The 12,497-nt window shown below is 60.3% G+C and carries 15 protein-coding genes and 3 pseudogenes; 4 read left to right on the plus strand and 14 right to left on the minus strand.

The features are described from left to right. Positions 1 to 8 precede the first annotated feature (8 nt). From WDO70_11270 to petA, 3 genes are read right to left on the minus strand one after another with little or no spacing between them, the layout of a single operon-like run. Entirely contained in the window at positions 9 to 779 is a 771-nt protein-coding gene (locus WDO70_11270; GenBank protein ID MEJ0063744.1) for a cytochrome c1, read from the minus strand. Then, positions 776 to 2,074, minus strand: coding sequence for a cytochrome b/b6 (locus tag WDO70_11275; GenBank protein ID MEJ0063745.1), 1,299 nt, complete (start codon positions 2,072 to 2,074; stop codon positions 776 to 778). Before WDO70_11275 ends, WDO70_11270 begins: the two co-directional genes overlap by 4 nt. A gap of 18 nt (positions 2,075 to 2,092) precedes the next feature. Continuing rightward, positions 2,093 to 2,695 (minus strand): ubiquinol-cytochrome c reductase iron-sulfur subunit, encoded by a 603-nt coding sequence (petA, locus tag WDO70_11280; protein MEJ0063746.1) that lies wholly within the window; start codon positions 2,693 to 2,695, stop codon positions 2,093 to 2,095. A gap of 116 nt (positions 2,696 to 2,811) precedes the next feature. Between petA and WDO70_11285 the strand changes: the two genes are divergently transcribed. Then, positions 2,812 to 3,291, plus strand: a complete 480-nt coding sequence (locus WDO70_11285; GenBank protein MEJ0063747.1) for a TrmH family RNA methyltransferase — start codon at positions 2,812 to 2,814, stop codon at positions 3,289 to 3,291. Next, entirely contained in the window at positions 3,284 to 4,165 is an 882-nt protein-coding gene (gene hemF, locus WDO70_11290; protein ID MEJ0063748.1) for an oxygen-dependent coproporphyrinogen oxidase, read from the plus strand. The genes WDO70_11285 and hemF overlap by 8 nt, the downstream gene beginning before the upstream one ends. A gap of 5 nt (positions 4,166 to 4,170) precedes the next feature. On the opposite strand, the gene WDO70_11295 is transcribed toward hemF, so the two are convergent. The 10 genes and pseudogenes from WDO70_11295 to ubiE form a co-directional block, all read right to left on the minus strand. Next, entirely contained in the window at positions 4,171 to 4,491 is a 321-nt protein-coding gene (locus WDO70_11295) for a hypothetical protein (protein ID MEJ0063749.1), read from the minus strand. A gap of 54 nt (positions 4,492 to 4,545) precedes the next feature. Continuing rightward, entirely contained in the window at positions 4,546 to 5,718 is a 1,173-nt protein-coding gene (locus tag WDO70_11300) for a hypothetical protein (GenBank protein MEJ0063750.1), read from the minus strand. Between the two features lie 60 nt (positions 5,719 to 5,778). After that, the gene (locus tag WDO70_11305) at positions 5,779 to 6,720 is read right to left on the minus strand and encodes a hypothetical protein (GenBank protein ID MEJ0063751.1); all 942 of its coding nucleotides are present in this window, start codon (positions 6,718 to 6,720) and stop codon (positions 5,779 to 5,781) included. A gap of 51 nt (positions 6,721 to 6,771) precedes the next feature. Continuing rightward, positions 6,772 to 6,825 (minus strand): annotated as a pseudogene (locus WDO70_11310) (hypothetical protein). Positions 6,826 to 6,882: 57 nt separating this feature from the next. Then, positions 6,883 to 7,455 (minus strand): annotated as a pseudogene (locus WDO70_11315) (B3/4 domain-containing protein). 150 nt (positions 7,456 to 7,605) lie between these two features. Beyond that, positions 7,606 to 8,190: pseudogene (locus WDO70_11320) on the minus strand (hypothetical protein). After that, positions 8,187 to 9,284 carry a phenylalanine--tRNA ligase subunit alpha gene (pheS, locus tag WDO70_11325; protein MEJ0063752.1) on the minus strand — a complete coding sequence of 366 codons (1,098 nt, stop codon included), beginning with the start codon at positions 9,282 to 9,284 and terminating at the stop codon, positions 8,187 to 8,189. The pseudogene WDO70_11320 and the gene pheS overlap by 4 nt, the downstream one beginning before the upstream one ends. 9 nt (positions 9,285 to 9,293) lie before the next feature. Continuing rightward, the gene (gene rplT / locus WDO70_11330) at positions 9,294 to 9,659 is read right to left on the minus strand and encodes a 50S ribosomal protein L20 (protein ID MEJ0063753.1); all 366 of its coding nucleotides are present in this window, start codon (positions 9,657 to 9,659) and stop codon (positions 9,294 to 9,296) included. Positions 9,660 to 9,670: 11 nt separating this feature from the next. Then, the gene (gene rpmI / locus WDO70_11335; protein ID MEJ0063754.1) at positions 9,671 to 9,871 is read right to left on the minus strand and encodes a 50S ribosomal protein L35; all 201 of its coding nucleotides are present in this window, start codon (positions 9,869 to 9,871) and stop codon (positions 9,671 to 9,673) included. A gap of 159 nt (positions 9,872 to 10,030) precedes the next feature. After that, positions 10,031 to 10,801, minus strand: a complete 771-nt coding sequence (ubiE, locus tag WDO70_11340; protein MEJ0063755.1) for a bifunctional demethylmenaquinone methyltransferase/2-methoxy-6-polyprenyl-1,4-benzoquinol methylase UbiE — start codon at positions 10,799 to 10,801, stop codon at positions 10,031 to 10,033. Positions 10,802 to 10,836: 35 nt separating this feature from the next. On the opposite strand from ubiE, the gene mutM reads away from it, so the two are divergent. Beyond that, complete coding sequence (gene mutM, locus WDO70_11345; protein MEJ0063756.1) at positions 10,837 to 11,664, plus strand: bifunctional DNA-formamidopyrimidine glycosylase/DNA-(apurinic or apyrimidinic site) lyase; 828 nt, start codon at positions 10,837 to 10,839, stop codon at positions 11,662 to 11,664. Next, complete coding sequence (locus tag WDO70_11350; GenBank protein ID MEJ0063757.1) at positions 11,665 to 12,201, plus strand: DNA-deoxyinosine glycosylase; 537 nt, start codon at positions 11,665 to 11,667, stop codon at positions 12,199 to 12,201. A 97-nt stretch (positions 12,202 to 12,298) separates the two neighbouring features. On the opposite strand, the gene WDO70_11355 is transcribed toward WDO70_11350, so the two are convergent. Further along, entirely contained in the window at positions 12,299 to 12,484 is a 186-nt protein-coding gene (locus tag WDO70_11355; GenBank protein ID MEJ0063758.1) for a hypothetical protein, read from the minus strand. Positions 12,485 to 12,497: the final 13 nt, after the last annotated feature.

A 12,497-nucleotide genomic window follows, 5' to 3' on the forward strand; every position in this document is an offset into this window, starting at 1 on the left:
CGAATCGCTCAATGCAGCTTATGCCATACGCGGCGCTTCACGACATACATGATCCCGGCAAAGACGATCAGGAACAAAATGACCTTGATGCCGGTCTGTTTGCGGATTTCCAGCTTCGGCTCCGCGGCCCAGGTCAGGAAGGTCGCGACATCCTTGGACATCTGCGCGACGGTGGCTTTGGTGCCGTCGGCATAGGTGACCTGGTCGTTAGTCAGGGGCGGCGGCATGGCGATCTGGTGGCCTGAGAAGCTGGCATTGTAATACATGCCCGCCATCAGCGTCACGCCTTCGGGCGGTTTTTCCTCATAGCCGGTCAGAAGCGAATAGATGTAGTTTTCTCCGCCGTGGCGTGCCTTGACGATCAAGGACAGATCGGGCGGCAGAGCGCCGTTATTCGCCGCACGCGCCGCCATGTCGTTGGGGAAGGGCTTGACGAAACGATCGGAGGGAAGGCCGGGCCGCTGGAACATTTCTCCTTCGTCGTTGGGGCCGTCCGCGACTTGATAGCCGGAGGCAATCGCCTTCACTTCATCGGCGGTGAAACCGATATCGACGAGATTGCGGTAGGAGAGAAGGTGAAGGCCATGGCATGTCGCGCAGACTTCCTTATAGACCTGAAAGCCGCGCTGCAACGACGCGCGGTCGAAGGTGCCGGTGATGCCTGCATGATGCCATCCGCCCGCCGGTTCGCGCAGCGGCGCGGTGTCTTCCGAGGCCATGAGCGCGGGCGCATACAAGAGAGCGGCGGCGAGGAGCAAGGCATAACGATAATTTTTCATCGGCTGGTTTCCGATGCTGTGGGAGAGTGTAACACGGACGCGGCGATGCTGTCCGGCAATGGTTCGGTCTTTTCGAATTTCGGCAGGAAAAACAGAATGACGAAAAACCCGAAATAATAAACCAGCCCCAGCACGCCGAGATATTTAAGCTCGATGGGGCCTAGCGTGCCGTCCGCCGGCTGCGAGCCGACATAGCCGAGCAGGAAGCAATCGATCACGAAAACCCAGAACAGCTTGCGGTATATCGGGCGGAACACGGCGCTGCGCACCGGCGAGCGATCGATCCATGGCAGCAGGAACAGGATCGCGATCGAGCCGAACATGCAGATCGCGCCGCCGAGCTTGGATGAGATGATGATGATGCTGGTGAACGGAATGGTGATGTCGATCGTCACCGCGCGCAGCATCGCGTAGAAGGGCAGGAAGTACCATTCCGGCACGATATGTGGCGGCGTCTGCGCCGGATTGGCGGGGATGTAATTGTCGGGATGGCCCAGATAATTGGGTGCGAAGAATACCATCGCCGCGAAGAAAACCAGGAACACCGTCAGCGCGAAAAGGTCTTTGGCCGTGTAATAGGGATGGAACGGGATCGTATCCTGCGGGCCTTTCGGCTCGATGCCGAGCGGATTGCCGGAGCCGCTGATATGTAGCGCGGCGACATGCAGGAACGCCACGCCGAAAATCACGAACGGCAGCAGGTAGTGCAGCGCGAAGAACCGAGTCAGAGTCGGATTGTCGACCGAGAAGCCGCCCCATAGCCAGGTGACGATCTTGTCGCCGACCAAGGGAACCGCCGAGAAAATATTGGTGATGACGGTCGCACCCCAGAAGCTCATCTGTCCCCAAGGCAGCACATAGCCCATGAAGGCGGTGGCCATCATCAGCAGGAAAATCAGCACGCCCAGAATCCACAGCAGTTCGCGCGGCTGCTTGTATGATCCGTAATAAAGCCCGCGGAACATGTGAATATAGACGACGATGAAGAACATCGACGCGCCGTTCATATGGATGTAGCGGACGAGCCATCCCCAATTCACGTCGCGCATGATGCGCTCGACGGAGTCGAAGGCGAGCGTCGTGGAGGCGGTATATTGCATGGCCAGCACGACGCCGGTCACGATCATGGACACCAGCATGAACAGCGCCAGGCCGCCGAAACTCCACAGATAATTGAAATTCCGGGGCGTCGGGAAGGTGCCGTATTCCTTCACCAGCATGGTGAAGACGGGCAGCCGCAGATCGATCCATTCGATCACCGGATTTTGAAAGGGCGTGCGCTCTTGGTGCGACATAATTTTAAGACTCCGGAATCAGCCGATCTTGATGCGTTGGTCGGCGATGAAGGCATAGGGCGGTATATCGAGATTGCGCGGCGCCGGTCCCTTGCGGATGCGTCCGGCGGTATCATAGACCGAACCGTGGCAGGGACAGAACCAGCCGTGATATTCGCCGCGATTGTCGGTCGGCTTCTGGCCCATGGGGATGCAGCCGAAATGGGTGCAGATGCCGATGACGATCAGCCATTCCGGCATGTCTTTGCCGCCGAATACGGAGCTTTTGACCCGTTCCTGGTCGGTTTGCGGATCGCGCAGCTCTTTCACGTTCACCGCGCGCGCTTCTTCGATTTCGGCGGCGGTGCGGCGGCGGATGAAGACCTGCTTGCCGCGCCAGGTCACGTTCATCGACTGGCCGACCTCGACCTTGCTGAGATCGACCTCGATCGAGGCGAGCGCCAAGGCGTCGGCGGCGGGATTCATGGTGTCGATCAAGGGCAGGGCGGTTATGGCCGCTCCGACGCCTCCCATGGCCGCCCCGGCAAGGATCATGAAATCCCGGCGCGTCTGGACGGGGCATTCGGCGGCATGGTCGCAACAAGGCGAGTGACCGGCAAGTTTGCTGTCGCTATCGGACATTATAAAGGACCTTCAAGGCTAATAACCTGCCAGTCTTTTGCGCTGTTTCCCTTGTTTCGTCAAGGGGTTGCGCCTGAATATTGGACATTCCGGCAAGGCTGTGGCAATCCGGCGCTATGCAACTGCCTGATATTTCAGCCCACCGGCTCCGCCTCGCTTTGTACCAGCCCGACATGCCGCAGAATACGGGCGCGATGCTGCGGCTTTGCGCTTGCCTGGGGCTGGGGATGGATATCATCGAGCCCTGCGGCTTCGTGCTGGACGACGCGCGGCTTAAGCGGGTGGCGATGGATTATGCGCAGCTTGCCGCGCCCGTCCGGCATCGCGGCTGGGATGATTTCCATGGACAGCTGGGTGCGCGGCGGCTGATTTTGCTGACGACGAAGGCCGGCATGGCCTATACCGGTTGCGCCTACCGCCCCGATGATGTTTTTCTGGTCGGGCAGGAAAGCGCGGGCGTGCCGGAGGCCGTTCATCAGGCGGCGCATCTGCGCGTGACGGTGCCGCTGGCGTCCGGCGCAAGATCGCTCAATGTGGCGATGGCGGCGGCGATGGTGGCGGGAGAGGCGATCAGGCAATTGGGGAACCATGGCTAATCCGGAATATCAGGCCACTGAACGGCAACGCGCCGAAGCCGCCGCATGGTTTGCCGTGCTGCGCGACCGGATTTGCGCCGCGTTCGAGCGGCTGGAAGACGAATTGGGCGGCGATGCGCCCGTTGGCCGCTTCGAGCGCAAACTATGGCGGCGTCCCGATCCGGCGGCGGGCGATGGCGGCGGCGGCGAAATGTCGATCATGCGCGGGCGCGTATTTGAAAAAGTCGGCGTGAATATCTCCACCGTGCATGGCGAATTCTCCGAGGCGTTCCGCGCGCAAATTCCCGGCGCGGCGGGAGACGGAAAATTCTGGGCGGGCGGCATCAGCCTCGTCGCGCATATGCGCTCGCCTTTGGCGCCCGCCGTGCATATGAACACCCGGATGATCGTGACCGGCAAAAGCTGGTTCGGCGGCGGCGCGGATTTGACGCCGATGTTTCCCGAAAGCGCCTCGGCGCAAGATGATGCCGCGCAATTCCATGCCGCGCTGAAGGCCGCCTGCGACAAGCACGGCGCGGACTACTATCCGCGCTTCAAAAAATGGTGCGACGAGTATTTTTATCTGCCGCATCGCGGCGAGGCGAGGGGCCTTGGCGGGATTTTCTACGACAATCTCAACAGTGGAGATTTCGCGGCGGATTTCGGTTTCACGCGCGATGTGGGCGAGACGTTTCTTGCCGTTTATCCCGCTATCGTCCGCAAGTGCATGGCCGAGCCGTGGACGCCAGAGCAGCGCGAGGCCCAGCTGGTCCGGCGCGGGCGCTATGTGGAATTCAATTTACTATATGATCGTGGCACGGCGTTCGGCCTGAAAACCGGCGGCAATACCGAGGCGATCCTCATGTCGCTGCCGCCGGAAGTGAAGTGGCCTTGACGTTATTACGGGCTGGGCGTGGCAGACCCGGACGCGCTTTTTAAGGCGGCAAGAAAGCTTTTCCTGTCCCATGTCGCGGCTGAGATCGCGACGTTGAAAACGTCAGGCAGCAGACGTTGCTCTTCAAGCGCATCTTTGTATTGCTCGCACTCACGCAGGCTTTTTAAGGGTATTCCTTTTGCCGGGAGTCCGAATCCAGGGCGCGGTATCATTGTCACCGCGTTTCTGCCGATGTGGAAGCCCGCGATCATATCGCTTTCCGTCTTAATGTAGCTGCCGGTCTTTAGGGGATGAATTCTCACTGATTTTTCTGGCGATACGATCATGGCATTTTCCTTTCAAATAATCCGGCGATTGAGCAATGGGTGCTATTTTAATAATCAGCTGTTCGAAGGCAAGGAGTTTGTTGCCGCCGCCCGATTATTCTTGCGCCGCGGGGGCGTGGGTTCCGGGTTCCCGTATTTAGCGATGATGGCGTCGGTATGCGTCACGAGGCTGCGCATGATTTCAGGCACGTTTTCGTTATGGCTCATGGCGGCGCTGACACCGGCGTAATTCAGGCGCGATAATTTCTCGGCCGTATCCCGGCTGACGACTATATATTCCTGCCCGGCGGTTTTGCCGTAATGGCCGGAAGGATTCGCGGGCGACGGCCCCTCGAATAAGTCAATCTGGTTGGTGATTTCCCTGCGGGCGGAGAGCCATTCCCGCCTGAGGCCGGGGATTTTGTACAGTTTAGAAGAACCCTGCCGTATGGGCTGAGAGAAATGCGCGTACATCCGGATATCGCCCGGATCGGGATTGCCGTTATTCCGGTCGTCCGCCGTATATCGCTGATTCAGCATGAAGGAAATCTGGCTGCGCGTGCCGCCCGGAAGTGTCACGTTGAAAACATTGCCGTCGAGTGCCAGAAGCTGGAAGGGGGCGGTCAGGGGGTCGTGAATCTGACCCCAGATTTTAAGCTCGTCGGCGCGTTCCAGAATTTTCTCGGGAATATAGGGTTTGTAATCCCGGCCGAGAATATTTTTCGCCACCTGGAGAAATTTCGCAACGACTTCGGGCTGGTAAAATTGCCTGCGGTTTTGCTCCGACATATCAACGCTGGGACCGCCATCCACGAAATGACGCACGTCGAGATTGGCGCGCAAGGGGCAGCGTTCTTTCGGCTGGGTCTTCTTATCCTCTGCCGCATGGAAGTAGGCTCGTTTGACTTTCAGCGACGTCGTGCCGCGCACGAAAACTTCTTCGCCGCAAGCCTGGCAGGTCGGCTTGACCTGCCATCGTTTGCTCAGGCTGCCTTCGAGTCTTTGGAATGTTTCCAGCGAGACGAGGCGGCCGAGATTGCTGAGTTTGAATTCTATTTTCTGAACCGCGAAACCGTCCTGCGTCGTCTTGGCTTCGCCAAGTTTTTCTTCGAGCAGCGCGCGTTCCTTGGCCTGCTCCGTGGCATCGGCATGGCCATAGATGACATACTGCCGGTTATACGCCGGTGTTACGTGCTGGCCGGGAGGGGCGATATGATTGGCTTGCGACATGGCGCGAGTAAAACCCATGGCATTACTTTCGTCAAGAAATGCGGGCGGCGGGTGGAAATAGCCTTGGTTAATGCCGCCCTAGCTTCGCAGTGTCCCGCCCGCGCCTTTGGCGACGGCGGCGACGATGGCGGCGGAGAGCTGTTCAAGCTGCTCGTCGGTCATGCTTTGTTCGCGCGGCTGGAACGTCACCGAAAGCGCCAGGGATTTCTTGCCTTCGCCTAGGTTCTTTCCGGCGTAAACGTCGAACACATTCACGTCCACGATCATATTCTTGTCGACCTGGCGAATGCATTTGCCGATCTTGTCGGCGCTTATCTCCGCGTCCACCACGAAGGCGAAATCGCGCTGCACCGGCTGCAGCGCGGCGAGATGCAAGGCGGGCCGCGCGGTCGCCGAGGCTTTCGGCGAAGGAATATTGCCGAGCCAAATCTCGCATCCGGCCATCGGCTGTGTCGTGTCGATCGCGGCCAGCAGGCGCGGATGCATTTCGCCGAAGCTCGCCAGAATATTCTGGCCTTGCCGCAGGCAGCCGGAGCGGCCCGGATGGTAATAGTCCGGTGCGTCCGCCGTGATCTGCAAGGCATCGGTCTTCACGCCGCAAGCGGCCAGCGCGGCAATGGCGTCGGCCTTGGCGTCATAGACATCGACGGCGCGAACCGGCGCGGCCCAATGGCGCGGCGTATGCCCGGCGCGCAGGGTGGTCGCGGCCAGCTTTTGATCCTGTTCGCGTGCGCCGTGATAGACCGGGCCGACCTCGAACAATCCCACGTCGGGATAGCCGTGATCGGCGTTGCGCTTCGCGGCCTGCATGAGATTGCCGAGAGTGCTGGGACGCATCATGTCGAGATCGGACGAAATCGGATTGACGAGGCGCAGGCTCTCATCGGGCGCGGCGAAATGCGCGGCGAGCGGCGACGGCATGAACGACCAGGTCACGGCCTCCAGCAGTCCTTGCGCGGCAAGGGCGCGGCGTGACGATCCGCCCCGGCGCTGCAGCGCCGTCAGGATTTCCGCTGCCATGTTGCGCGGGAATTGCAGCGGCTCGGCGGGAATGTGATCGTAGCCGTGAATGCGGATGACTTCCTCGACCAGATCGGCTTCGCCGTGAATGTCCGGACGCCAGCTGGGGGGCCTGCACGGCGAAGCGGCTGCCTTCGTCGGCGACCGTGCAGCCGAGCGCGGTCAGGAATGCGCCTTTGCTCTTCGGGCCGGACATCGACGCCGACCAGGGTAGCGCCGCGCGTCTTGCGCAGGGCGAGCGCGCGCTGCCATGAAGGCTCTTCGCCCACGATGGCGAGTTCGGAGGCTTCGCCGCCGCAAAGTTCCATAACCAGCCGGGGTGGAAATTTCCGCGCCGGGCTTGCAAAAGGCGGGATCGATGCCGCGCTCAAAGCGGTAACGCGCGTCGCTGGTGATGCCGAGCGCCCGTCCGCCGCGCGCCGTGCGTATCGGGTCGAAATAGGCGGAGATCAGAAGAATTTCCGTGGTTCCGGATTCGCAACTGGTGCTTTCGCCGCCCATGATCGCGCTCAGTTCCAGCGGTCCGGAGTCGTCGCTGATGATCGTCATGCCGGGCTGCAGCGTATAAACCTTGCCGTTGAGAAGCTTAAGCTCCTCGCCGCCCTTGGCGAGATGCACGCGCAATTTGCCGCGCAGCTTCGCGGCGTCGAACGCATGCAACGGGCGCGCCAGATCAAAGGAAACGAAATTTGTGATATCGACCACGGCGGAAATCGGACGCAAGCCTATCGATTCGAGCCGTCTTTTTCAGCCATGCCGGGCTCTCGCCGTTCTTGATGCCCTTGATGTGCCGCCCAATGATAAGCGGGCAGGCGTCTTTTTCGCCCGGCGGCAGATCGATGGAAAGCTCAATAGGAGTTTTGAAACGTCCCCGCGACCGGCGCGTCATTGAGGGGCTTTCAGCTTGCCGAAACCGGCTGCCGCCAGATCGCGGGCGATGCCGCGCACGCCCGCGCAGTCGGGACGGTTGGGGGTCAGCTTGATCTCGATCACCGGATCGTTCAGCCCGGCCCATTCGGCGAAGCTCGCGCCGACCGGCGCATCGGCGGGCAAATCGATAATGAAACGCTCGCCTTTATCCTCGCCCGCGCCGATTTCGCCCGCGCCGCACAGCATGCCCTGACTTTCGACGCCGCGAATGACGCCCCTTGCCGAGTTTGGCCTTCTGCGCCGGAATATAATCGCCAGGACGCGCCAGCACGGCTTTCATGCCCGCGCGGCAATTGGGAGGCGCCGCAGACCACTTGCAGTTTTTTCCGTACCGGTGTCGACGGTCGTGACTTGCAGCTTGTCGGCGTTGGGATGTTTTTCCGCCGTCAGCACGTGCGCGATGATGAAGGGCGCGAGTTCCTGCCCGCGGTCGGCGATGCTTTCGACTTCGAGGCCGATGGCGGTCAGTTTCGCCGAGATTTCTCCGAGCGTCGCGGCCGTGTCGAGATGCTCCTTGAGCCATGAGAGCGTGAATTTCATCGCGGCACTCCGGGCATGTCGAGCGCCATGAAGCCGTAATGCTTCAGCCAGCGCGCATCGCTCTCGAAGAAGGTGCGCAAATCGGGAATGCCGTATTTCAGCATCGCCATGCGGTCGATGCCCATGCCGAAGGCGAAGCCCTGGTATTCGTCGGGGTCGATGCCGCAATTGCGCAGAACTTGCGGATGCACCATGCCGCAGCCGCCGAGCTCCAGCCAGTCATCATAATTGCCGAGCTTCAGCGCGCCGCCTTCGCGCTTGCAGCCGATATCGATTTCCGCGCCCGGCTCGACGAAGGGGAAATAGGAGGGGCGGAAGCGCGTGGGCAAATCGGCGATGCCGAAAAATTCGCGCGCGAAATCCATGATGCAGCCTTTAAGGTGCGCCATCGTCGTCGTCTTGTCGATCACCAGGCCTTCGACCTGATGGAACATAGGCGTATGCGTCGCGTCATAATCGAGACGATAGGTGCGTCCCGGCGCGATGATGCGGATGGGAGGCTTCTGGTTCAGCATCGTCCGCGCCTGCACCGGCGAGGTGTGGGTGCGCAGGATGGTCGGCTCGCTGCCTTGCGAGGGCAAATAGAACGTATCCTGCATCTGCCGCGCCGGATGATCGGGCGGAATGTTCATCTTGGTGAAATTCAGATCGTCGCTTTCGATATCCGGCCCTTCGGCGACCGCGAATCCCATCGCCGCGAAGATGGCGGTGATTTCGTCGATGGTCTGGCTGACGGGATGGACCCGCCCGTCGGTCATCGGGCTTTGCGCGGGGCGCGGCGACAGGGTGATATCGACGCGCTCGGTTTTCAGGCGCTCGTTGAGTTCGGATTCGGCGAGGGCGGCTTTGCGGGTTTCGATCAGCGCGGTGAGAGCGTCTTTGACGCGGTTGAGTTCCGCGCCGCGTTCCTTGCGCGTCTCGGGGGGCAGGGCACCGAGCATTTTCATCTGCTCGGTGATCTGGCCTTTTTTGCCCAGCGCGGCGACCCGAAGCTCTTCAAGCTGCGCGACGCTGGCGGCGGCGGCGATCCGCGCCGCGAGCTCGTCCTGCAATCGCGTCAGGCTATCGGTTTCTTTGAGCGCCGCTTCGGCCATGATGGAGGCTTACGCCGCCTTCTTGAGCGCCGCTTGAACTTGATCGACAACCGCCTTGAACGACGCGGGTTCCGTCGCCGCCAGCTCGGAGAGCTGTTTGCGGTCGATTTCGATGCCGGTCAGCTTGAGGCCGCCGATGAATTTCGCGTAGGTCAGGCCGTATTCGCGGACGGCGGCGTTGATGCGCTGAATCCACAGAGCGCGGAAATCACGCTTGCGGTTGCGCCGGTCGCGATAGGCGTAACGCAGCGCCTTTTCGACTTTTTCGATAGCGATGCGGAAATTGGTGCCGCCGCGGCCGCGATAGCCCTTGGCCAGTTTGACGACTTTTTTGTGACGGGCGTGCGAAGTGACGCCCCGTTTGACGCGTGCCATATCTTATCTCCTTATGAATTGCGCAGATAATGAGCGATGATGTTATCGCCGTCCGCCTTGAACAAAATCTGACCGGCGCGGCCTTCGCGCTTCATCTTTTGCGATTTGTTGCGGAGCAAATGGCGCTTGTTGGATGCGCCAGCTTTAACTTTGCCGGTCGCGGTCACGCGAAAACGCTTCTTCGACCCGGAATGGGTCTTGATCTTGGGCATGTTTTTTCCTTTCGTTAACAATGGCGGCCGGGCAATGCCCTGCGGCGGCTCAAAAAATGGCCCCGCAACGCCCGGACGCGCCTGATAGAGCAGCAGTTATAGGGGAAAAGTTGCGGAAAGCGCAACAAGATTACAAATACCGATAAGTCACTGTATTCGTTAAAATTTCCAGCCTGAATGAATAGCGGCAATACCGAAACTTACATCAAGCCAGCGGACGCGGGCAAGCCCGGCCTGCTCCATACGCGCGGCCAAAGCCTGCTGATCGGGGAATTGCCGAATGCTTTCGGCGAGATATTGATAGGCGGCGCGGTCGTTCGCGACTTTCTCGCCAAGCCAGGGCAAGACGGAGAAAGAATAGCGGTCATAGATATCTTTGAGCGGCGCGGCGACGCCGGGGCTGAACTCCAGGCAGAAAAACCGCCCGCCTGGTTTCAGCACGCGAACGACTTCCTTTAAGGCGGTATCGATCAGCGCGACATTGCGCAAGCCGAAGGATATACAGATTTTGTCGAAGCTAGCGGCGGGGAAGGGGAGATCGGCGGCATCGCCCGTCGTCCAGGTGAAAGCGTCCGGCAACAAGCCGTCATCGAGCATTCGGTTGCGGCCTTGTTCGAGCATTGCGGCGTTATAATCGCAAATGGTGATTTTGCTTTGTCCGTGGCTGCGCCGATGGAGCCGCCGGGCGATATCGCCGGTGCCGCCCGCGAGGTCGAGGATGCTTTCTCCGGCGCGCGGCGCGATCATCGCGGCGAACCGGTCTTTCCATAAGCGGTGGACGCCCAGCGACATCAGATCGTTCATCACGTCGTAACGCGCCGCAACTTTATCGAATACGCCCCGCACGCGCTCGGCTTTGTTTCCGGCGGTTATATGCTCGAATCCGAACCATTCGGCTTCGGGGTTGGTGCGGTGGCGTGATTTTGTCATAATGGCTTTCTAGCAATTTAACGGCGCGGTCGCAAATGCCCGAATTACCTGAAGTCGAAACCGTTTGCCGCGGGCTTGAGGCCAAGCTGGCGGGCGCGAAAATCAAGGACGCCGTGCTGCACCGCGCCGATCTGCGCTTTCCGATGCCCAAGGGGCTGGAGGCGCGGCTGCGCGGGCGGCGGATCGCGCATGTGCGGCGGCGGGCGAAATATATCGTGATCGAGCTTAGCGGCGGCGACGCGCTGCTGCTGCATCTCGGCATGTCGGGGCGGCTGGTGGTCGGCGCGGCGGACAAGGCGGCGGAGAAGCACGATCATGTCGTGATCCATTGCGACAAGGGCACGCTGCGCTTCAACGATCCGCGCCGTTTCGGGATGCTCGATCTCTGCGCGCTGAAAGATTTGCCGGAACATCGATTGCTGCGCGGGCTTGGCGTCGAGCCTTTGGAAAAAGATTTGACGGCAAAGTTTCTCGCGCAAAAATTCAAGGGCAAGAAAACGCCCATCAAGGCCGCGCTGCTCGACCAGCGGATCATCGCCGGGCTTGGCAATATCTATGTCTGCGAGGCGCTGTTCCATGCCGGAATTTCTCCCTTGCGCCTTGCGGGCAGCCTGAAACCGGCGGAGATCGCCGCGCTCGTTCCCGCGATCCGCAAGGTGCTGAAGGCTGCGATCAAGGCGGGCGGCAGCAGTCTGCGCGATTATGTGCAAAGCGGCGGCGAGCTTGGTTATTTTCAGCATAATTTCGCCGTCTATGACCGCGAGGATAAACAATGTCCCGGTTGCCATTGCGGTAAGCCCGCGATCACGCGCATCGTGCAGAGCGGACGGTCGACTTTCTTTTGCCCTGTGAGGCAAAAATAAATGCCCGATACGTCCGCCATCAATTGCTTCCTGCCGATCGCGGACCCGAGCGCGCGCCTGTTGATCTTGGGCAGCATGCCCGGCGAAGCGTCGTTGCGCGAACAGCAATATTATGCCCATCCGCGCAATTTGTTCTGGCCTATCATCAGCGAGATCATGGGCGTCGCGCCGTCTCTGCCTTATGACGCGCGGGTGCAGGCTCTCAAGACGAGAGGAATCGCGCTATGGGATGTCCTGGAATCCTGCATCCGCATAAGCAGCCTCGATTCCGCCATCGACCGCGCCTCGGAAAAGCCGAACGACTTCCGGAGTTTTTTCCGCTCGCACCCGGACATCGGGCGCGTGTTCTTCAACGGCGCGAAAGCGGAAGAATGCTATCGCCGCTATATTCTGCCGTCTCTCGCCGATGAGTTCCCCACGCTAGAGTACCGGCGGCTGCCATCCACCAGTCCCGCTCATGCCTCGTTGCGATATGAAGAAAAATTAGAGATTTGGAGAGCGGGTATTGGCGCTCAATTCTCGGTCCGCATGAAATAGGCGAAGGGCGTATGCGGCGCGAGGAAAGCCTCTATCGCGGCGGCATCGTTCTGGATGAGGAGGCGAGTATGCGGGGGCGGCGCCGGGGCCATGCAAATTACAGTTCGAGTTTTTGTCCGGATTTTATGCGCCGCAGAATTGTGTGCGCGTCTTCGACCGACTCCCTGGCCAGTTCAGGGCTCAATCGAAGCGGGCGTACAACCATAATCGCCGCATCGTCTCTGAACCATCCGGTCGATTCATGGCCGGTTTCTTCGTCCGCTTGTTTGGGGATGCCGGTCATTCTTTTCTCCGAT

This window comes from Alphaproteobacteria bacterium, from assembly GCA_037200005.1.
GTDB lineage: Bacteria > Pseudomonadota > Alphaproteobacteria > UBA9219 > RFNS01 > JBBCGY01.

Coding starts and splice junctions, on each gene's coding strand:
- ubiE (MEJ0063755.1), bottom strand. CDS start 10,801: ATGACAAAATCACGCCACCGCACCAACCCCGAAGCCGAATGGTTCGGA.
- mutM (MEJ0063756.1), top strand. CDS start 10,837: ATGCCCGAATTACCTGAAGTCGAAACCGTTTGCCGCGGGCTTGAGGCC.
- WDO70_11350 (MEJ0063757.1), top strand. CDS start 11,665: ATGCCCGATACGTCCGCCATCAATTGCTTCCTGCCGATCGCGGACCCG.
- WDO70_11300 (MEJ0063750.1), bottom strand. CDS start 5,718: ATGGGTTTTACTCGCGCCATGTCGCAAGCCAATCATATCGCCCCTCCC.
- hemF (MEJ0063748.1), top strand. CDS start 3,284: ATGGCTAATCCGGAATATCAGGCCACTGAACGGCAACGCGCCGAAGCC.
- rplT (MEJ0063753.1), bottom strand. CDS start 9,659: ATGGCACGCGTCAAACGGGGCGTCACTTCGCACGCCCGTCACAAAAAA.
- pheS (MEJ0063752.1), bottom strand. CDS start 9,284: ATGGCCGAAGCGGCGCTCAAAGAAACCGATAGCCTGACGCGATTGCAG.
- rpmI (MEJ0063754.1), bottom strand. CDS start 9,871: ATGCCCAAGATCAAGACCCATTCCGGGTCGAAGAAGCGTTTTCGCGTG.
- WDO70_11355 (MEJ0063758.1), bottom strand. CDS start 12,484: ATGACCGGCATCCCCAAACAAGCGGACGAAGAAACCGGCCATGAATCG.
- WDO70_11275 (MEJ0063745.1), bottom strand. CDS start 2,074: ATGTCGCACCAAGAGCGCACGCCCTTTCAAAATCCGGTGATCGAATGG.
- petA (MEJ0063746.1), bottom strand. CDS start 2,695: ATGTCCGATAGCGACAGCAAACTTGCCGGTCACTCGCCTTGTTGCGAC.
- WDO70_11270 (MEJ0063744.1), bottom strand. CDS start 779: ATGAAAAATTATCGTTATGCCTTGCTCCTCGCCGCCGCTCTCTTGTAT.
- WDO70_11285 (MEJ0063747.1), top strand. CDS start 2,812: ATGCAACTGCCTGATATTTCAGCCCACCGGCTCCGCCTCGCTTTGTAC.
- WDO70_11305 (MEJ0063751.1), bottom strand. CDS start 6,720: ATGGCAGCGGAAATCCTGACGGCGCTGCAGCGCCGGGGCGGATCGTCA.
- WDO70_11295 (MEJ0063749.1), bottom strand. CDS start 4,491: ATGATCGTATCGCCAGAAAAATCAGTGAGAATTCATCCCCTAAAGACC.